This is a genomic window from Rhizobium rosettiformans W3 (assembly GCF_004912135.1).
Taxonomy (GTDB): Bacteria; Pseudomonadota; Alphaproteobacteria; order Rhizobiales; family Rhizobiaceae; genus Allorhizobium; species Allorhizobium rosettiformans.
This window is the reverse complement of record NZ_STGU01000003.1, coordinates 283,116-299,894: the sequence shown is the minus strand read 5'-3', so window position 1 is coordinate 299,894 and position 16,779 is coordinate 283,116. Positions and strand designations below refer to the sequence as shown.

Genomic DNA, 16,779 nt, shown 5'->3' with positions numbered 1-16,779 from the left:
GGCGCCGATTTACTTTGGCGCGCTCATACCCTGTTTTTTGCATTTGCGAAAGGGGGAAACGCCCGAAGCGCCGGCGATGGTTACCGCCGGCGGCCCTTTTGAGCGGCGTCAGGACGCTTAGGCCGCAAGGCCTTTCTTCTTCAGCATCGCCTCCGGGCTCGGCATCTTGCCCCGGAAGGCCTTGTAGGCATCCTCCGGATCGACCGACCCACCGGATGCATAGATGTGCGTCTTCAGCTTCGATGCCATCTCCGGATCGAAGGGATTGCCGGTTTCCTCAAAGGCGGCGAAGGCATCCGCGTCGAGCACTTCCGACCACATGTAGGAATAGTAGCCCGCCGAATAACCATCCCCGGAGAACACGTGCTGGAAGTGTGGCGTGGCGTGGCGCATGACGATCGACGACGGCATGCCGATCTTCTCAAGCACTTCGGCCTGCACAGCCATCGGATCCTCCACGGGCCCGCGGGTGTGAAACGCCATGTCGACCAGTGCCGACGAGGTGAACTCCACCGTGTTGAAACCGGCATTGAAAGTCCGGGCCGCGAGCACCTTGTCGAGCAGCGCCTGCGGCATCGGCTCGCCTGTCTCGTAATGCACCGCATAGGTCTTGAGGATCTCGGGCACCGTCAGCCAGTGCTCGTAAAGCTGTGAGGGCAGTTCGACGAAATCGCGCGAGACGCCGGTACCGGACACCGAGGGATAGGTGACGTTGGACAACATGCCATGCGCAGCATGGCCGAATTCATGGAAGAGCGTGCGGGCATCGTCGAGCGACAGCAGCGCTGGCTTGCCGGGCTCGGGTTTGGCGAAGTTGCAGACATTGTAGATGATCGGCAGCTCACCCTGGCGACCGTTCTTCAGCGTCAGCCGGTGTTGCGCCTGGAAGCTGCTCATCCAGGCGCCGGAACGCTTGGAGGGGCGGGCGAAATAGTCGCCGAGGAAGAGTGCGACCAGGTCGTCATTGCGGTCGCGGATTTCAAAGACGCGCACGTCAGGATGATAACCGACGACATTGGCGAGTGGCACGGCGCGGATGCCGAAGATGCGGCCGGCAACGTCGAAGCAGGCCTCGATGATCTTCTCGAGCTGCAGATAAGGTTTCAGCTCGGCCTCGGAGAAATCGAACTTCTTTGCCCTGAGCTTTTCCGCATAATGGCGCCAGTCCCAGGGTGCCACCTCGTGGTTCTTGCCCTCGTCTGCGATCAGGGCGGCAAGTTCCGCCTCTTCGGCGCGCGCCTGCGACACGGCCTTTTCCCAGACCTGCATCAGAAGCCCGTTCACCGCCTCCGGCGTCTTCGCCATAGTGTTGTCGAGCTTGTAGGAGGCATAGTCCTTGTAGCCGAGCAGCCCCGCTTTCTCGGCCCGAAGCGCCAGCGTCTCCTTGACGATGCCGCGATTGTCGGTCTCGCCACCATTGATACCGCGCGAGGTCCAGGCCTTGAAGGCAGTCTCGCGAAGATCGCGGCGTTCGGAGAACGTGAGGAACGGCTCGATGATCGAGCGCGACAGCGTCACCACATGGCTGTGTCCGCCGCCGTGTGCGGTCGCGGCAGAGGCCATGGCATCACGCAGGAAGGCGGGAATGCCGGCGAGATCCTCTTCGCCGACAAGCGGCAGGATCCAGGTGGATTCATCCGCAAGCACGTTCTGGCCGAAATTGGCGCCGAGGCTTGCCAGCCGCTCGTTGATCGCCGCCAGCCGCTCCTGCTCCGCCTTCGGAAGCTTGGCACCCGACTTCACGAAGCCCTTCCAGTGGCGCTCCAGCACTCGGGTCTCTTCGAGCGTCAGATTGAGCGCATCGCGGCGGGTCCAGAGATCGTCGATCCGGGCAAACAGCGCCGCATTCATGCCGATCTTCGAGTAATGACGCGACATCTTCGGCGCAATCTCGCGTTCCAGAGCCTGGATGCCCGGATTGGTGTGGGCGCCCGCCCGGTTCCAGAACAGCGCCGAGACGCGCGACAGGGCATCGCCGGCGATCTCGAGCGCCACGATCGTGTTGGCGAAGGTCGGCGGCTCCGGATTGTCGGCGATCGCGTCGATCTCCGCCTCGTGCTCCCTCAGAGCCGCCTCGAAGGCGGGCGCATAGTCGTCATCGCCGACCTGTTCGAATTGCGGCAGGCCATGCGGCCCCTGCCAGTTGATGACAGCGGGATTGAAGACGGACGACTCAGCCATGCGTTAACCTCCTGAAGCTCCGCGCAACTGCCGGCGAAGCACTGATTTTCCACCATGTTATCCCGGCAAAGCGAGGGCAAGCACGCAAAAATCAGTGAACAAGGCGAGATTTTTCCACAGCGAGTCCGCACCCTCATTGACGAACATTCGAATAGGCCCATAGATCGATTCATCCTATGAAAGGACGGTCACGGCCATGGAAATCTTTCCAATCCAACCGGTAGGCGTTTCATCCCTTCGCGTCAAAGAAAGCACCCCGCAGTCGGATGTCCGGCTGTCAGAACTTTCGCCTAAGATTGCGGCCTCCAAGGAAACGGAGGTTTTCGAAGAAGCACTGTCGGTCTTTGCCAGCATGACGCCACGGCGCCTGCGCGAGATTGCCTCGGAAAGCTTCCAGCGTGACGAGATCGACGCCGACACCTACCGTGAACTGTCGACGGAACTGCCGCTCCAGATCGTCGACCGCAACGGCAACATCATGGATCTGTCGACGCTGACCGAGGATTCCCATTTCGATTACGCGGAATACTACCGCACGCAGCAGTCGCTCGCGGAGATGATCGGCGACATGGACATGGCCGGCTCCTACGCCAAGGTGCTGGACTTCTTCTCGAAATCGGCCTGATCGCGCGTAGGGCGAAAATTGGCACTCGATCGAGAGCGCCAATCCCACTAAGTCATCAGCACGAGGCGCCGCGACGGCGCCTTTCTTCTTGATGCCGGACGAGATCTGATGACAGCAATGCGCATGAGCGAGCGGCGCACCACCTTCCTCGGTGCCTTCCTGACCACGCTCGGTCCGATCTCCATGGCGATCTACACGCCGGCCATGCCCGAACTTGTCCGGGCTTTCGGAACCACCGACGCGGCGATCAAGCTCAGCCTGTCTCTCTTCTTCGCCGGCTTCGCGCTTGCCCAGCTGGTCGCAGGTCCACTCGCCGATGCGCTGGGTCGCAAGAAAGCGACGTTGATCTTCCTCGCGATCTATCTGGCCGGCTCTTGTCTCGCAACGATAGCGCCGAGCGTGGAATTCATTCTCGCCGCCCGTCTCGTGCAGGGCATCGGCGCTTCCGTCGGCGTGGTCGTCGGCCGCGCCATCGTTCGAGACCTGTACACAGGTGCGGAGGCAAGCCGCATCCTCAACACCATCGGCATCTTTCTCGCTGTCGGGCCGGCCATGGGTCCCACTCTCGGTGGGCTGACGCTGGCAGCCTTCGGCTGGAATGCGGTGTTTCTCCTGATGGTCGCGTTCGGCCTGCTGGCCATGGCTTTTACGCTGACCCTGCTCAAGGAAACGATCGTCCCGGATCTCGGCCGTCTCCGACCCGGAAAACTGCTGCGCAACTATCTGGAAGTCGGAACGAACACACGTTTCCTCGCAGCCTCCCTCGTCCTGAGCGGCACGATCGGCGCACTCTACGCTCAATCGACCATGCTGCCTTTCGTGCTGATCAACGAAGTGGGACTGACGCCGACCCAATTCGGGCTGGGCATGCTGATGCAATCCGGCGCCTATCTGACGGGATCACTCACCCTGAAGCTCGTCTCCCGCCGGATCTCGGGTCTGACGGCGTCAAGGATCGGCATCACGCTCTGCGGCACCGGCGCCGTCATCATGGCGCTATCGGTTGCCTTCGTGCCGCCCTTCTTCCTGTCGATCATGGGGCCTGTGGCAATCTGCACCTTCGGCCTCGCCTTTCTCAGCCCCCATGTCGTGACGACGAGCATGGCGCCTTTCCCGCACATTGCGGGTTCGGCGTCTGCCCTAACCGGCTTCCTGCAGATGACCGCGGGTTTTGCCGGCGGCGTTGCGGCAGCCTCGATCGGCGATCCGCTGACCGCCTTCGGCATCATCATCCCCTTCATGGAACTGAGCGCCGTAGCGGGCTTCTTCTGGTTGCGCCACCTCGAACGACGGGCATGAAAAAGCCCGCCTCCCGGAGGGGAGACGGGCGCTCTGTTGTCTGAGCCGAGGAGGGCTTACTTACCGAGATTGCGCTTGGCGAGCGTGCGCAGGCGCAGCGCGTTGAGCTTGATGAAGCCGGCAGCATCCTTCTGGTCATAGGCGCCCTGGTCGTCCTCGAAGGTGACCAGCTGGTCGGAATAGAGCGACTTTGCCGACTCGCGGCCAATGACCATGACATTGCCCTTGTAGAGCTTCAGCGTCACTTCGCCCTCGACATGCTCCTGGCTCTTGTCGATGAGGGCCTGCAGCATTTCGCGTTCCGGCGAGAACCAGAAGCCGTAATAGATGAGTTCCGCATAACGCGGCATAAGCTCATCCTTGAGGTGGGCTGCGCCACGGTCGAGCGTGATGCTCTCGATCGCACGATGGGCAGCGAGCAGGATGGTGCCGCCGGGGGTCTCGTAAACGCCGCGGGACTTCATGCCGACGAAGCGGTTTTCGACGAGATCGAGACGGCCGATGCCATTGTCGCGGCCGTAATTGTTGAGCTCTGCAAGCAGCGTCGCCGGGCTCATGCGAACGCCGTTGATCGAGCAGGCATCGCCCTTCTCGAAACCGACCTTGATGATGGTCGCCTTGTCCGGAGCGGCTTCCGGCGAGATCGTGCGCATATGCACGTATTCCGGTGCTTCCTGGGCGGGATCTTCGAGAACCTTGCCCTCCGACGAGGAGTGCAGAAGGTTGGCGTCGACGGAGAACGGCGCTTCGCCCTTCTTGTCCTTGGCAACCGGGATCTGGTGCTGTTCGGCGAAGTTCAGGAGATCCGTGCGGCTCTTGAACGCCCAGTCACGCCAGGGCGCGATGATCTTGATGTCGGGGTTCAGCGCATAGGCGGAAAGCTCGAAGCGGACCTGGTCATTACCCTTGCCGGTCGCGCCATGGGCAATCGCATCGGCACCGGTCTTGCGGGCGATGTCGATCAGGTGCTTGGAGATCAGCGGACGGGCGATCGAGGTGCCGAGCAGGTAGACGCCTTCATAGACGGCGTTCGCGCGGAACATCGGGAAGACGAAGTCGCGAACGAACTCTTCGCGCACATCCTCGATGAAGATTTCCTTGATGCCGAGCATCTCGGCCTTCTTGCGGGCCGGCTCGAGCTCTTCGCCCTGGCCGAGGTCGGCGGTGAAGGTCACGACTTCAGCACCGAGTTCGGTCTGCAGCCATTTCAGGATGATCGAGGTGTCGAGGCCGCCGGAATAGGCGAGGACGACTTTCTTCACGTCTTTGGGGAGTGCCATATCGATGTTCCGTCTGGAAGGAGCGAGGCTCAAAGCCCGCCTGGATCAAGAATGGCGGCACTTTTAGCGAGATTCCGCTGGTGTGCAAGGGCGGGGAACATGTCTGTGTCAGAGATGGCCGCGGATATTCATGCGCTGGTGGAGGATACGGATCAGCACTATCGAATGCGAGGTCTCGCGATAGATAAGGTAGTGAGATTGATACGCAACGCTGAGATAGGCTTTCCTAAGTCCGGGAATTATCCGGCCGGACCGTTGTCCTTCGCAGATTTCCTGAAGGTAACGCCTGATCCCCCGCGTATACGCCACCGCCTGCTCCAGACCCCAACGATCTTCGGTGTAGTCGAAGAGCGCGTCGAGGTCGTGAGCAGCCCGCGGAGAAACAATAAGCGGCTTCATTCGGCGGCAGAGCGGCGGCGCTTACGATCGATGAACTCGTCAAAGTCAAACGGTTGCGGCTCACCGGAAGCTTCACCTTCCTCGATCGCGGCCTTGATGGCGGCCAGGCCGTCCACCTCATCGCGCAGCAGTGCGAGTGCAGCCTCGATAACCTCTCCTTCAGAAGCATAGTCGCCGGCTGTAATTCTGGCCTCGATGAAATCTGCCAGTTCCTGCGAGACGGTAACGGTCGTCATCTTGTTCATCGGCAGGCAATCCTCCATCACGGGCTGTCACGTTGACGATGTGACGCGAGGGTACCATATCGTCGTCATTCATAACACCACCGGTTTAAGGAGTTCGCCCATGACGCCCCAGCATCCCGCGCTCGTGAAAGGTCATGTTGCTGTCATCACCGGTGCTGCCTCCGGCATCGGCCTTGCGGCAGCAAAAGCCTTCGCCCGGATGGGGCTTTGCGTCGTTCTGGTCGATCTTGACGGGGATCGCCTGGCGAACGCAGCCGCCGAAGTCACCGCGCTCGCGGCCGGCGGTGAAGCTGATGTCGTCGCGATCGGCACGGATGTGTCGAAACTCGATGAACTGGAAGCCCTGGAGCGCGCCGTCATCCAGCGGTTCGGGCGCGTGCATGTGCTGATGAACAATGCCGGGATCCAGCCGGGCAGCGCACTCTTCGGGCCGCAGGCGAACTGGGACAACGTGCTCGGTGTCAACCTCATGGCGGTCATCAACGGCACCCGCACCTTCGGCCCCGGCATGGTCGCCCACAAGGATGCAGCGCTGATCATCAACACCGGCTCCAAGCAGGGCATTACCACCCCGCCGGGCGACCCGGCCTACAATGTTTCAAAAGCGGGCGTGAAGGCCTTCACCGAGGCGCTCCAGCACGAGCTGCGCAACACGCCGGATTGCAACGTCTCTGCACACCTGCTGATCCCCGGCTTCGTCTTCACCGGACTGACCGCAAACGGCCGCACGGAGAAGCCTTCAGGCGCCTGGACACCGGAGGAAACCGTTGACTTCATGCTGGAAAGCCTTGTGAGAGGCGACTTCTACATTCTCTGCCCGGACAACGAGGTGCCCCGCGCTCTGGACGAGAAGCGCATCGCCTGGGCCGCCGGCGACATCATCGAAAACCGCCCACCGCTGTCGCGCTGGCATCCGGACTATGCCGACGCCTTCAAGACCTATCTGTCGATCCCCAAAGGCTGATTGGCAAGGCCATCGATCGCCGCTAAGGATGAAGCCCCCGCAGGTCGCGGGTGCTTCATCATGCGGTGACACCAATGGACTTCATTCCGAGCCTTCCCGTCTTTCTTGCCTTTAGCCTGGCGCTGTTGCTACTGGCGATTACGCCCGGTCCGGACATGACGCTTTGGATCAGTCGCTCGCTGCGCGACGGAAAGGCCATTGGTCTGATGACGCTCGCCGGCACCAGCTTCGGCATCTCGATCCATACCATGCTGGTCGCCTTCGGCATCTCGGCGCTCATCCTCGCCTCGCCGACGGCTTTCCTGCTGTTGAAGACAGGCGGCGCCGCTTATCTCCTGTGGCTTGCGCTTCAGGCGATCCGGCACGGCTCGAACTTCGTGATCAAGGCAGATGGCGATGCCGTGGTGTCGAAAAAGGGCGCCTTCCTGAACGGGCTCTGGGTCAATCTCTTGAACCCCAAGGTCATCATCTTCTTCATGACCTTCCTGCCGCAATTCGTCACCGCCAGCGATCCGAACGTCACCGGCAAGCTGATCTTCCTCGGCCTCTGGTCGATCATCCTGTCACTGCCGATCGGAATCGGCATCGTCTATGGGGCGGATTTCATGTCGAACTGGCTGCAGGCGAACCGCAAGGTCCTGCGCGGCATCGACTACACCTTCGCCGGCGTCTTCTCGATCTTCGCGGTGAAGATCTTCATGACGCAGGCGAGGTAAGAGCTACGGGCGGGCCGAACGTCCCGCCGCAATCTCAATCGTCGTCTTCGCCGTGATTGGCGATCATCATCGCTTCGAACGCCAGACGTTCGGTCTTGCGCATGCGCTCCGATTCCGATTTCAGCTGACCGCAGGCGGCGAGGATGTCGCGACCACGCGGCGTGCGGATCGGCGAGGCATAGCCGGCCTGATTGATGAAGTCGGCGAATTTCTCGATCTGCGCCCAGTCGGAGCACTGGTAGTTGGTGCCGGGCCACGGATTGAACGGGATGAGGTTGATCTTCGCCGGCACGCCCTTGAGCAACTGGATCAGGCCCTTGGCATCCTCCAGGCTGTCGTTGACGTCCTTCAGCATCACATATTCGAAGGTGATGCGACGGGCGTTCGAAAGGCCCGGATAGTTACGACAGGCTTCGATCAGCTCCTTCAACGGATACTTCTTGTTGATCGGAACCAGCATGTCGCGCAATTCGTCGCGCACCGCATGCAGCGAGATGGCCAGCATGACGCCGATCTCCTCGCCTGTCCGGTAGATCTCCGGCACAACGCCCGAGGTCGAGAGCGTGACACGACGCTTCGACAGCGACAGGCCGTCGCCATCGGTCGCGATCAGCAGCGCCTTCTTCACCTCTTCGAAATTGTAGAGCGGCTCACCCATGCCCATCATGACGATGTTGGTGACCTTGCGATCGCTTGACGGCATCATCGTGCCGACGGGCGTTTCGCGATCCGGGAAATCGCCGAGCCGGTCACGCGCCAAAAGCAGCTGGGACAGGATCTCTTCCGCCGTCAGATTGCGCACCAGCTTCTGTGTGCCCGTGTGACAGAAGGAGCAGGTGAGCGTGCAGCCGACCTGGCTGGAGATGCAGAGCGTTCCGCGACCTTCTTCCGGAATATAGACGGCTTCCACCTCGACCGGGCGGCCGGCGCCACGGGGCGGAAAGCGCAGGAGCCATTTGCGGGTGCCGTCATTGGACACCTGTTCCTCGACGATCTCGGGCCGTGCGATGGTGAAATGCGTCTTCAGCATTTCGCGCATATCCTTGGAGACATTGGCCATGTGGTCGAAATCCGAGACGCCGCGCACATAGAGCCAGTTCCAGATCTGCGCGACGCGCATCTTGATCTGCTTTTCCGGCACGCCCTTTTCGCGCAGGGCATTGCCCAACGCTTCGCGGTCGAGGCCGATCAGGCTCGGCTTCTCGATAATGGCAGCAGGGCGAATGGAAGCCGCAGTCTGGCTACGCTCAGGAAGCGTCACAGTGACAGTCATCTCGTTACCTCGGGACCATATGGGAAAGCGGCTCGGATGGAGCGCGTTCCGGCAGGCAGGTATGAATTCAAGGATCATGATGGACAGGCATCAAGCCGATGTCCTTATTTGGCTGCGGCCAATAGCAGCTTTTTTGGCGTCCGTCACCCCGACCCTGCTTTGCGGGTGAAGTGGAAACGGCTCAGGGCCGGCAGTGGTCTGCCGGCCCTGAATTTCATGATCGGCGATTGGCCGTCAGTTGCAGTTCTGGATCTTCTGCAGCGCTGCAGAGATGCCGGAAAGCGAATAGGTATAGCTTGTGGCCGTGCCACGTGCAGACGTCGCCTTGACCGTCATCGTGGCGCCGCCCTTCATGGCAGCAACCAAGGCCGGCTCTTCGGCGGCATTTTCCACCCAGGCCGAGCTGTCTTTGACGAACATGACGAAATTCTTGTTATCGATGGTTACGTTGACCTTCGAGTCGCCCTTCATCGGGTAACCCATCATGGCCTGCGGCTCATACGAGATATTCTGGCCCGGGCGCTGCGAGACGACGAAGAAAATGTCGCCGTGATTGACGCTGCTCGGCTCCTTCGCCGTCGGGACGGACAGCACGTAGCACACGGTGCCGCCGTTCGACTTGTAGGAGTAGGCACCCCAGGCCTTGAACTGCTCGATCCGCGTGGGCGATTGTGCGTTGGCGAGCCCGCTGCTCGCCAGGAGGATTGCCAATGCGGTTACGCTACTTCTTACGAACATGTCTTCCTGCCGGTTGTTTCCATCCATCACCCGACCATGCAGCCGGGCGCTCATCGTCAAAACCTGTGTTCAGTTTGACTTAATTTACCTTACCAAACGATGAACGACACACGCCTTGTTGTCACATTTGACGGCGGTATCTCGTTTGGCGCCCCGAAATCCGGAGAAAACGGCTTCGGACCTCGATCCTGCGGACGATGTAGAAGGAAAGAAAAAGGCAAGAGTGGGGCTGCCTTGAACACAAGGCTGCCTTGCGACCATCAGGTCTGATCGGGACTGTCTGCGAGCGCCCTGTCGGCTTCCTCGTAATGACGATCCTTGATGTGCCGGTTGATCATGGCGATGGCTGTTGTGAGCACGGCAATGTCATCCGTGAAGCCAACGACCGCGAGAATATCCGGCACGACATCGATCGGCAGGACGAAGTAGCCCAGTGCGGCAAGCAGGATGCCGCGAACACGGAAAGGTGTCTCGCGATCCGTTGCGCAGTAATAGGCGGCGACGAGATCCCGCGAGAAAGGGATCTGGCGGGCGGCCTTCTTGAAGGTCGGCCAGAACCGGCTGCGAACCTTCGCTTCCTGTCGCTCCTGCTGCTCCTTGTCTCCGGGAAGCAGGATCTCACCAATCTTCACGTCATCCATAGCCCATCGATCCTTTCGTTCGGACCCGATCAATCATATGTGAATGCTCGAAGCCGAATTCAATCACCACCTGCGATCAACCGCTGCGCGCCGCAGCCAGATCCATGAGAACGGCGAGCTTGAAGTCCAGTTCCGTTATTCCGCCAGCCGAATGCGTGGTGAGCGTCACATCCACCTTCCTGTAGACGTTGAACCACTCCGGATGATGATCGAGCTTTTCGGCCGCCAGAGCGCATTCTGTCATGAAGCCAAAGGCCTGGCGAAAGTCACGGAAGACGAAGTGTTTCTCGATCGCGGCGCCGTCACGCCCGATGCTCCAGCCCTGCAATTCGGCCAGCCGGGCTGCAATGGACGCCGCCGGCAGTTTTTCGTATTTCATTGGAAAACACTCCTCCTGGATCGAGCGATGCCGGCACCTTCAATTCTCTTCGTCTGCCTCGGCAACATCTGCCGATCACCCCTTGCGGAAGGAATCTACCGCCACCTCACGGCAGGAGCCAGACAAACGCCGGTGATCGCTTCGGCGGGGACCGGCGACTGGCATGTCGGCAGCCCGCCGGACCGCCGGTCGATCAAGATTGCGGCAGCAAAAGGCATTGACATCTCGCGGCAACGCGCGCGTCAGGTCAAGCCGCACGACTTCCATGACTTCGAATTGGTCGTGGCGATGGATGGAAGCAATCTTGCCCGGTTGAAGGCGCTGCGACCGGAAAGCGCGACCGCCGAACTGCATCTCTTCGCAGATCTCGCCTTCGGAACCGGTGAAGACGTTCCAGACCCCTATCACGGGGATCTGGCCGATTTCGAAGAGGTCTACAGCATGCTCTTTGCGGGCTGCAGCGCGGTCGTCTCGAAATTCGGATAGACCGGCGCCTCATAAAGAGGAAAGACCTCTTCGGTGAGGTAGGGCCCGCCACCGACGGATTCCTTCGACGACAGAAGGACGAACCGGCCCACCCGGAAGGGCATGGTCTGGAAATCGCCACGACCGCTCAGATAATGAACCACGTCATCGACGCGCGATGACTTCAGTCTGGCAAGGGTCACATGCGGCGTGAACTTGCGCGGATCCGGGGGCAACCCGATGCGCTGGCAGATCCGTTCGATTTCGCCCTGCAATGCGTAGAGTTCTGGCGCGGGAGACACGCCTGCCCAGATCGAATGCGGCTTCTTCGAGCCGAAGGAGCCGATGCCGTTCAAGCTGAGGGAGAATTCGGGACGGTCGATCCGATCGAGCCTGTCGACGACCTCATCGGCCGTTCTACCGTCAACGTCTCCGATGAAGCGCAGAGTGATGTGATAATTCTCGACATCGATCCAGCGCGCTCCGGGGAGCCCACCGCGCAGCAATGAAAGACTCATGGCAGCGTTGCGCGGAATTTCGAGGGCAGTGAACAATCTCGGCATGGAGCGCTCCCCGAATCTTTTGCAGGTGCTCACAGCGAATCACGCAACGACTTCAAGCGCAAGCGTTTAATTCTGCTGTCCCTTGATGTCTGCCACCCAAGTTTCGGCGAGAGGCAGCATGCGCTGGGCCATGGTCTCGAGACCCTTGGTGTTGGGGTGCATGCCATCGTCGAGAAGCAGGCTGCGATCCGTGATCACCCCGTCGAGGACGAAGGGATAAAGCGGCAGGCCATACTTCTCCGCGAGACGCGGATAGATCGCGTTGAACCGCTGACCATAATCGTCACCCATGTTCGGCGGCGCGAGCATGCCGACCAGCAGGATCGGAATGTTGCGCTCCTTCAGCCGGGTGATGATCTGATCGAGGTTCTTTTCGGTCTGCTCCGGAGGGATCCCGCGCAGGGCATCATTGGCGCCGAGTTCGAGAATGACGCCATCGGTCCCCTCCGGCACCGACCAGTCGACGCGTGACAGGCCGCCCGATGTCGTGTCACCGGAGACACCGGCATTCGCGATCACTACGTCATGCCCCTTGGCAACCAGCTGGCGCTGGAGCTGGGCCGGCAGAGCATCCTCCTGCGGCAACTGGTATCCCGCCATCAGACTGTCCCCGAGACCGACAAGCTGCAGGGGCTCGGCGGCGGCAATCCGTGGACCGGCCAGGACCGTCAGCAGGATCACGGCGAAATGAAGGAGCTGAGCTTTAAAAGTCATGGGGCCTTTCCTAGATTGCTGGGAATGCCGCAGTGCGGCGAAGCTTCATCTTTCCAGATATAGGATGGTCGAGTGTGAGAAACAGCATCATCGAATTGAAAAGCGCCGATCTCACGCTTGGCAATGCCGCTGCCTCCGTTCACGTTTTGAAGAGCATCGACCTGTCGATTGCAGAGAGCGAAGCCGTGGGCATTGTCGGGCCATCAGGCTCCGGCAAATCGACGCTTTTGATGGTGCTGGCAGGTCTCGAACGCCTCGACAGCGGCGAAATTCATGTCCGCAACACGCCGCTTCATACGCTGAGCGAAGATCGTCTCGCCGACTTCCGTGGCAAGAACATCGGCATCGTCTTCCAGTCCTTCCATCTCATCGCCAACATGACGGCGCTCGAGAACGTCGCGGTTCCGCTTGAACTCGCCAATGTGAAAGGCGCTTTCGACATTGCGCGCAAGGAACTGGAATCCGTCGGCCTGGGCGAACGCCTCAGCCACTATCCCGGTCAGCTTTCCGGCGGCGAGCAGCAGCGCGTGGCGATCGCCCGGGCGCTGGCACCTTCGCCGGCCGTGCTGATCGCGGACGAGCCGACAGGCAATCTCGACACCGAGACTGGTCGCCAGATCGCCGACCTTCTGTTCACCAAGCAGAAGGAACGCGGCATGACTCTCATCCTCGTCACCCACGATCCGTCGCTCGCCGCCCGCTGCACCAGACAGATCAAGGTGGCCTCCGGCCGGATCGCCGGCGACAGCCGAAACGAGCAGACCCGTCTCGCTTCGGTGTCCGCATGACAAGCTTTGCCTCTCGCCTTTCCATTGCCTTTCGGATCGCCCTGCGTGAATTGCGCGGCGGACTGAAGGGTTTCTACATCTTCCTCGCCTGTATCGCGCTGGGAACCGGCGCCATCGCTGCCGTGAACTCCGTGTCGACCGCCATTACCGATGCGATTTCTTCGGAAGGCCGGACGCTGCTGGCCGGCGACGTGCGGTTCGAACTCGACAACCGCGAGGCCACGTCCGAAGAACGCGCCTTCCTGGAAGGCTTCGGCACGGTTTCCGTCACCACCAACCTGCGCTCCATGGCGCGTCTCGCCGATGGCTCGGATCAGTCGCTGGTCGAGATCAAGGCCGTCGACGAGGCCTATCCGCTTTATGGCAGGCTCGTTGCCGAGCCCGATCGCCCCCTCACGGAACTGCTGGCCCAGCAGGACGGCACCTGGGGCGCAGTCGTTGCCCCTCTTCTGCTTGAACGGATGAACATCCAGGTCGGCGACGAACTGCTGGTCGGCAATGCCCGCTTCCGCATCAATGGCACCATCGTCACCGAGCCGGATTCGATCTCGGATGGTTTCGGCTTCGCGCCTCGCTTCCTGACCAGCCGGGATGGCCTCTTTGCCAGCGGGCTCGTGGCAACCGGCAGCCTTGTCGAACATGCCTACAAGATCCGCTACGACAACCCTGCCCCGACGCCGGAAGCAATCCGCCAGCGCGCCCAGGCTGAACACCCGACAGCCGGCTGGTCAATCCGCAGCAGCGACCGCGCAGCCCCCGCTCTGACCGAGAATGTCGAGCGCTTCTCCCAGTTCCTGACGCTGGTCGGCCTGACGGCGCTCGTGGTCGGCGGGGTCGGCGTGGCCAATGCTGTACGCGCCTTCCTCGATTCCAAGCGGACCGTCATCGCCACGCTGAAATGCGTCGGCGCCCCGGCCTCCGTGGTGGTCATGGTCTATCTCATCCAGATCACGCTGGTCGCATCCGTCGGCATCCTGGCCGGCCTCGTTCTCGGTGCCATCGCCCCGCCGATCGTGGCAAGCTACCTCGCCGGCATCCTGCCGATCTCAGCGGAAGCCACGCTCTACCCGCGTGCGCTCCTCCTTGCGGCGATCTTCGGCATGCTGGTGACCTTCGCCTTCGCCATCCTGCCGCTCGGCCATGCCCGCAAGGTGCCGGCAACGGCCCTCTTCCGCGAGCAGGGTTTCGAAGCCTCCGGTCTTCCGTCCTGGCCCTATCTCCTGGCCATGGCTCTAGCCCTGGGCGCGCTGGCAGCGCTTGCCATCTTCACCTCGGAGCAGCAGCGGATCGCGACGATCTTCCTTGCCGCCATGGCCGCAGGCTTCGTGCTACTGCGCGTGGTCGCCATGGGCATCGCCTGGCTTGCCAAGCGCAGCCCGCGCATTCATTCCGCGGCCCTGAGACTGGCCGTCGGCAACATCCATCGTCCCGGCGCACTGACCCCGGCTGTAACCCTCTCCCTCGGCCTGGGCCTCAGCCTGCTGGTGGCACTGGCGCTGATCGACGGCAATCTGCGGCGCGAGCTGACAGGCAACCTGCCCGAACGTGCGCCGAACTTCTTCTTCGTCGACATTCAAAGCGGCGAAATCGACGGCTTCCGCACCCTGGTCGAAGGCATGGCACCGGACGGCAAGCTGATCGAGGTACCGATGCTGCGCGGCCGCATCGTCGAACTCAACGGCACGGATGTCGCCAAGGTCGAGGTGCCGCCGGAAGGTCGCTGGGTCCTGCGCGGCGATCGCGGCCTGACCTATGCGAAAAACATTCCGGAAAACAGCACCCTGACAGAGGGCGAATGGTGGCCTGACGGTTATACCGGCGAGCCGCTGGTGTCCTTCGCGGAGGAAGAAGGTCGCGAACTCGGCCTCAAGGTCGGCGATACGATCACCATCAACGTGCTCGGCCGCAACATCACGGCGAAGATCGCGAACTTCCGGACAGTGGAATGGGAAAGCCTGTCGATGAACTTCGTCATGGTCTTCTCGCCCAACACCTTCGCCGGCGCCCCGCATGCCTGGCTGGCGACGCTGATCGATCAGGACGCGACGGCGGCTGAGGAAGCCTCGATCCTGCGTTCGGTTACCCAGCAATTCCCGACCATCACCACCGTTCGCGTCAAGGACGCTCTCGATGTGGTCGATCGTCTGGTCGGACAGCTGGCAACCGCAATCCGGGCAGCCGCCGCGATCGCGCTGATTGCATCGGTCCTGGTGCTCTCGGGCGCACTCGCAGCTGGAAACCGGGCCCGCACGCATGATGCGGTCATCCTGAAGACGCTCGGCGCGACACGCGCCATGCTGATCCGCGCCTTCACCTACGAGTATATGCTACTGGGTGCGGCAACGGCGATCTTTGCGCTGATTGCGGGTGGCGGCATCGCCTGGTTCGTGCTGAGCCAGATCATGAACCTGCCGTCGAACTTCCTGCCGGACGTTGCCTTGATGACGCTCGTGATTGCGCTCGTCGTCACGATCGGGATCGGCCTTGCCGGCACCTGGCGCATCCTCGGGCAGAAAGCGGCTCCGGTGCTGCGCGAGCTTTGAACCACGAGGCGACGGGCCGCGTGCCCCGTCGCTTTAACTATTACAGCGATTTAAGATTGTGGCCCTTGTCGCGGACAGGGGAACCTCTCATATTGAAGGCACGCATGCTGGGCTTCGCAGCGGCGCGGGAGCCATCCGGGCTCCGCTGTCCATTATCGAAGCTTTGAGAGAGGAAAACATGTCCGAACTTCGCAACTATCAGAGCCGCCCGGGTCAGACCCAGTCGGCCACGATGATCGACGAAGGTCTGCGCGCCTATATGCTGAAGGTCTACAACCTGATGGCACTGGGCCTCGCCATCACCGGTATCGCAGCCTTCGCCACCTTTCAGATGGCCGTTTCAGGCGGACAGCTCACGGCCTTCGGCCAGGCGATCTTCCTGAGCCCGCTGAAGTGGGTGGTCATCCTGGCGCCGGTCGCCATGGTGTTCTTCCTGAGCTTCCGCATTCATAAGATGAGCGTAACGGCGGCCCAGACGACCTTCTGGGTGTATGCCGCGCTGATGGGCCTGTCGCTGTCGTCGATCTTCCTGATCTACACGGGCGCCAGCATCGTGCAGACCTTCTTCGTGACCGCGGCGTCCTTTGGTGCGTTGTCGCTCTACGGCTACACCACCAAGCGTGACCTGTCGGCCATGGGCTCGTTCCTGATGATGGGTCTCTTCGGCCTGATCATCGCCTCGCTGGTCAATCTGTTCATGGCCTCGTCGGCTCTGGACTTTGCGATCTCCGTCATCGGCGTCCTGATCTTCGCGGGTCTGACGGCCTATGACACGCAGGCGATCAAGGAATCCTACCATGAGAGCCATTCGAGCGAGATGGCCGGCCGCAACGCCATCATGGGCGCACTGCGTCTCTATCTCGACTTCATCAACCTCTTCCTGTTCCTGCTGCGTTTCCTCGGAAATCGCGAGTAACAGTTGAGAGGCAAGTTCTGGAAAACCCCGCTTCGGCGGGGTTTTTCTTT

At 61.3% G+C, this 16,779-nt stretch carries 18 protein-coding genes; 8 read left to right on the top strand and 10 right to left on the bottom strand.

All coding sequences use genetic code 11. The features are described 5' to 3' along the window. Positions 1-117 precede the first annotated feature (117 nt). Positions 118-2,181, bottom strand: coding sequence for a M3 family metallopeptidase (locus FAA86_RS07480; RefSeq protein WP_136539443.1), 2,064 nt, complete (start codon positions 2,179-2,181; stop codon positions 118-120). 196 nt (positions 2,182-2,377) lie between these two features. On the opposite strand from FAA86_RS07480, the gene FAA86_RS07475 reads away from it, so the two are divergent. Together FAA86_RS07475 and FAA86_RS07470 are read left to right on the top strand one after the other, a co-directional pair. After that, positions 2,378-2,806, top strand: coding sequence for a hypothetical protein (locus tag FAA86_RS07475; protein WP_136539441.1), 429 nt, complete (start codon positions 2,378-2,380; stop codon positions 2,804-2,806). A 108-nt stretch (positions 2,807-2,914) separates the two neighbouring features. Then, positions 2,915-4,105, top strand: a complete 1,191-nt coding sequence (locus tag FAA86_RS07470) for a multidrug effflux MFS transporter (RefSeq protein WP_136539439.1) — start codon at positions 2,915-2,917, stop codon at positions 4,103-4,105. A 56-nt stretch (positions 4,106-4,161) separates the two neighbouring features. Here the strand turns inward: FAA86_RS07470 and FAA86_RS07465 are convergent, their stop codons facing one another. The 3 genes from FAA86_RS07465 to FAA86_RS07455 all read right to left on the bottom strand — a co-directional run bounded on the left by FAA86_RS07465 (position 4,162) and on the right by FAA86_RS07455 (position 6,029). Next, positions 4,162-5,385 carry an argininosuccinate synthase gene (locus FAA86_RS07465; RefSeq protein WP_136539437.1) on the bottom strand — a complete coding sequence of 408 codons (1,224 nt, stop codon included), beginning with the start codon at positions 5,383-5,385 and terminating at the stop codon, positions 4,162-4,164. 108 nt (positions 5,386-5,493) lie between these two features. Next, positions 5,494-5,784 carry a type II toxin-antitoxin system RelE/ParE family toxin gene (locus FAA86_RS07460; protein WP_136539435.1) on the bottom strand — a complete coding sequence of 97 codons (291 nt, stop codon included), beginning with the start codon at positions 5,782-5,784 and terminating at the stop codon, positions 5,494-5,496. Further along, positions 5,781-6,029 (bottom strand): type II toxin-antitoxin system ParD family antitoxin, encoded by a 249-nt coding sequence (locus FAA86_RS07455; RefSeq protein ID WP_136539433.1) that lies wholly within the window; start codon positions 6,027-6,029, stop codon positions 5,781-5,783. The genes FAA86_RS07460 and FAA86_RS07455 overlap by 4 nt, the downstream gene beginning before the upstream one ends. A gap of 100 nt (positions 6,030-6,129) precedes the next feature. On the opposite strand from FAA86_RS07455, the gene FAA86_RS07450 reads away from it, so the two are divergent. Both FAA86_RS07450 and FAA86_RS07445 read left to right on the top strand, forming a co-directional pair. After that, positions 6,130-6,993 carry an SDR family NAD(P)-dependent oxidoreductase gene (locus tag FAA86_RS07450; RefSeq protein ID WP_136539431.1) on the top strand — a complete coding sequence of 288 codons (864 nt, stop codon included), beginning with the start codon at positions 6,130-6,132 and terminating at the stop codon, positions 6,991-6,993. A gap of 74 nt (positions 6,994-7,067) precedes the next feature. Beyond that, positions 7,068-7,709, top strand: a complete 642-nt coding sequence (locus tag FAA86_RS07445) for a LysE family translocator (RefSeq protein WP_136539429.1) — start codon at positions 7,068-7,070, stop codon at positions 7,707-7,709. Between the two features lie 34 nt (positions 7,710-7,743). On the opposite strand, the gene rlmN is transcribed toward FAA86_RS07445, so the two are convergent. The 4 genes from rlmN to FAA86_RS07425 form a co-directional block, all read right to left on the bottom strand. After that, entirely contained in the window at positions 7,744-8,982 is a 1,239-nt protein-coding gene (gene rlmN, locus FAA86_RS07440; RefSeq protein ID WP_136539428.1) for a dual-specificity RNA methyltransferase RlmN, read from the bottom strand. Positions 8,983-9,216: 234 nt separating this feature from the next. After that, the gene (locus FAA86_RS07435) at positions 9,217-9,720 is read right to left on the bottom strand and encodes an invasion associated locus B family protein (protein ID WP_136539426.1); all 504 of its coding nucleotides are present in this window, start codon (positions 9,718-9,720) and stop codon (positions 9,217-9,219) included. A 260-nt stretch (positions 9,721-9,980) separates the two neighbouring features. After that, positions 9,981-10,361 carry a YkvA family protein gene (locus FAA86_RS07430; RefSeq protein ID WP_113458964.1) on the bottom strand — a complete coding sequence of 127 codons (381 nt, stop codon included), beginning with the start codon at positions 10,359-10,361 and terminating at the stop codon, positions 9,981-9,983. Between the two features lie 76 nt (positions 10,362-10,437). Then, complete coding sequence (locus FAA86_RS07425; protein WP_136539424.1) at positions 10,438-10,740, bottom strand: 4a-hydroxytetrahydrobiopterin dehydratase; 303 nt, start codon at positions 10,738-10,740, stop codon at positions 10,438-10,440. Positions 10,741-10,767: 27 nt separating this feature from the next. Between FAA86_RS07425 and FAA86_RS07420 the strand changes: the two genes are divergently transcribed. After that, the gene (locus tag FAA86_RS07420; RefSeq protein ID WP_136539422.1) at positions 10,768-11,226 is read left to right on the top strand and encodes a low molecular weight protein-tyrosine-phosphatase; all 459 of its coding nucleotides are present in this window, start codon (positions 10,768-10,770) and stop codon (positions 11,224-11,226) included. Here FAA86_RS07420 and thpR read toward each other — a convergent pair. Both thpR and FAA86_RS07410 read right to left on the bottom strand, forming a co-directional pair. Next, positions 11,175-11,768, bottom strand: a complete 594-nt coding sequence (gene thpR, locus FAA86_RS07415; protein ID WP_113458967.1) for an RNA 2',3'-cyclic phosphodiesterase — start codon at positions 11,766-11,768, stop codon at positions 11,175-11,177. The genes FAA86_RS07420 and thpR overlap by 52 nt on opposite strands. Before the next feature lie 66 nt (positions 11,769-11,834). After that, on the bottom strand, positions 11,835-12,482 hold the full coding sequence (locus FAA86_RS07410; RefSeq protein WP_136539420.1) for an arylesterase: 648 nt from the start codon (positions 12,480-12,482) through the stop codon (positions 11,835-11,837). Between the two features lie 74 nt (positions 12,483-12,556). Here FAA86_RS07410 and FAA86_RS07405 point away from each other — a divergent pair, with 74 nt between their 5' ends. The 3 genes from FAA86_RS07405 to FAA86_RS07395 all read left to right on the top strand — a co-directional run bounded on the left by FAA86_RS07405 (position 12,557) and on the right by FAA86_RS07395 (position 16,729). After that, positions 12,557-13,270, top strand: a complete 714-nt coding sequence (locus FAA86_RS07405; RefSeq protein WP_113458969.1) for an ABC transporter ATP-binding protein — start codon at positions 12,557-12,559, stop codon at positions 13,268-13,270. Beyond that, positions 13,267-15,813 carry an ABC transporter permease gene (locus tag FAA86_RS07400; protein WP_136539418.1) on the top strand — a complete coding sequence of 849 codons (2,547 nt, stop codon included), beginning with the start codon at positions 13,267-13,269 and terminating at the stop codon, positions 15,811-15,813. The genes FAA86_RS07405 and FAA86_RS07400 overlap by 4 nt, the downstream gene beginning before the upstream one ends. Before the next feature lie 178 nt (positions 15,814-15,991). After that, positions 15,992-16,729, top strand: a complete 738-nt coding sequence (locus tag FAA86_RS07395; RefSeq protein ID WP_136539416.1) for a Bax inhibitor-1/YccA family protein — start codon at positions 15,992-15,994, stop codon at positions 16,727-16,729. The last annotated feature ends 50 nt before the right edge of the window (positions 16,730-16,779 follow it).

Coding starts and splice junctions, on each gene's coding strand:
- FAA86_RS07425 (WP_136539424.1), bottom strand. CDS start 10,740: ATGAAATACGAAAAACTGCCGGCGGCGTCCATTGCAGCCCGGCTGGCC.
- FAA86_RS07465 (WP_136539437.1), bottom strand. CDS start 5,385: ATGGCACTCCCCAAAGACGTGAAGAAAGTCGTCCTCGCCTATTCCGGC.
- FAA86_RS07410 (WP_136539420.1), bottom strand. CDS start 12,482: ATGACTTTTAAAGCTCAGCTCCTTCATTTCGCCGTGATCCTGCTGACG.
- FAA86_RS07475 (WP_136539441.1), top strand. CDS start 2,378: ATGGAAATCTTTCCAATCCAACCGGTAGGCGTTTCATCCCTTCGCGTC.
- FAA86_RS07420 (WP_136539422.1), top strand. CDS start 10,768: ATGCCGGCACCTTCAATTCTCTTCGTCTGCCTCGGCAACATCTGCCGA.
- FAA86_RS07455 (WP_136539433.1), bottom strand. CDS start 6,029: ATGAACAAGATGACGACCGTTACCGTCTCGCAGGAACTGGCAGATTTC.
- FAA86_RS07430 (WP_113458964.1), bottom strand. CDS start 10,361: ATGGATGACGTGAAGATTGGTGAGATCCTGCTTCCCGGAGACAAGGAG.
- thpR (WP_113458967.1), bottom strand. CDS start 11,768: ATGCCGAGATTGTTCACTGCCCTCGAAATTCCGCGCAACGCTGCCATG.
- FAA86_RS07450 (WP_136539431.1), top strand. CDS start 6,130: ATGACGCCCCAGCATCCCGCGCTCGTGAAAGGTCATGTTGCTGTCATC.
- FAA86_RS07400 (WP_136539418.1), top strand. CDS start 13,267: ATGACAAGCTTTGCCTCTCGCCTTTCCATTGCCTTTCGGATCGCCCTG.
- FAA86_RS07435 (WP_136539426.1), bottom strand. CDS start 9,720: ATGTTCGTAAGAAGTAGCGTAACCGCATTGGCAATCCTCCTGGCGAGC.
- FAA86_RS07395 (WP_136539416.1), top strand. CDS start 15,992: ATGTCCGAACTTCGCAACTATCAGAGCCGCCCGGGTCAGACCCAGTCG.
- FAA86_RS07445 (WP_136539429.1), top strand. CDS start 7,068: ATGGACTTCATTCCGAGCCTTCCCGTCTTTCTTGCCTTTAGCCTGGCG.
- FAA86_RS07460 (WP_136539435.1), bottom strand. CDS start 5,784: ATGAAGCCGCTTATTGTTTCTCCGCGGGCTGCTCACGACCTCGACGCG.
- rlmN (WP_136539428.1), bottom strand. CDS start 8,982: ATGACTGTCACTGTGACGCTTCCTGAGCGTAGCCAGACTGCGGCTTCC.
- FAA86_RS07470 (WP_136539439.1), top strand. CDS start 2,915: ATGACAGCAATGCGCATGAGCGAGCGGCGCACCACCTTCCTCGGTGCC.
- FAA86_RS07480 (WP_136539443.1), bottom strand. CDS start 2,181: ATGGCTGAGTCGTCCGTCTTCAATCCCGCTGTCATCAACTGGCAGGGG.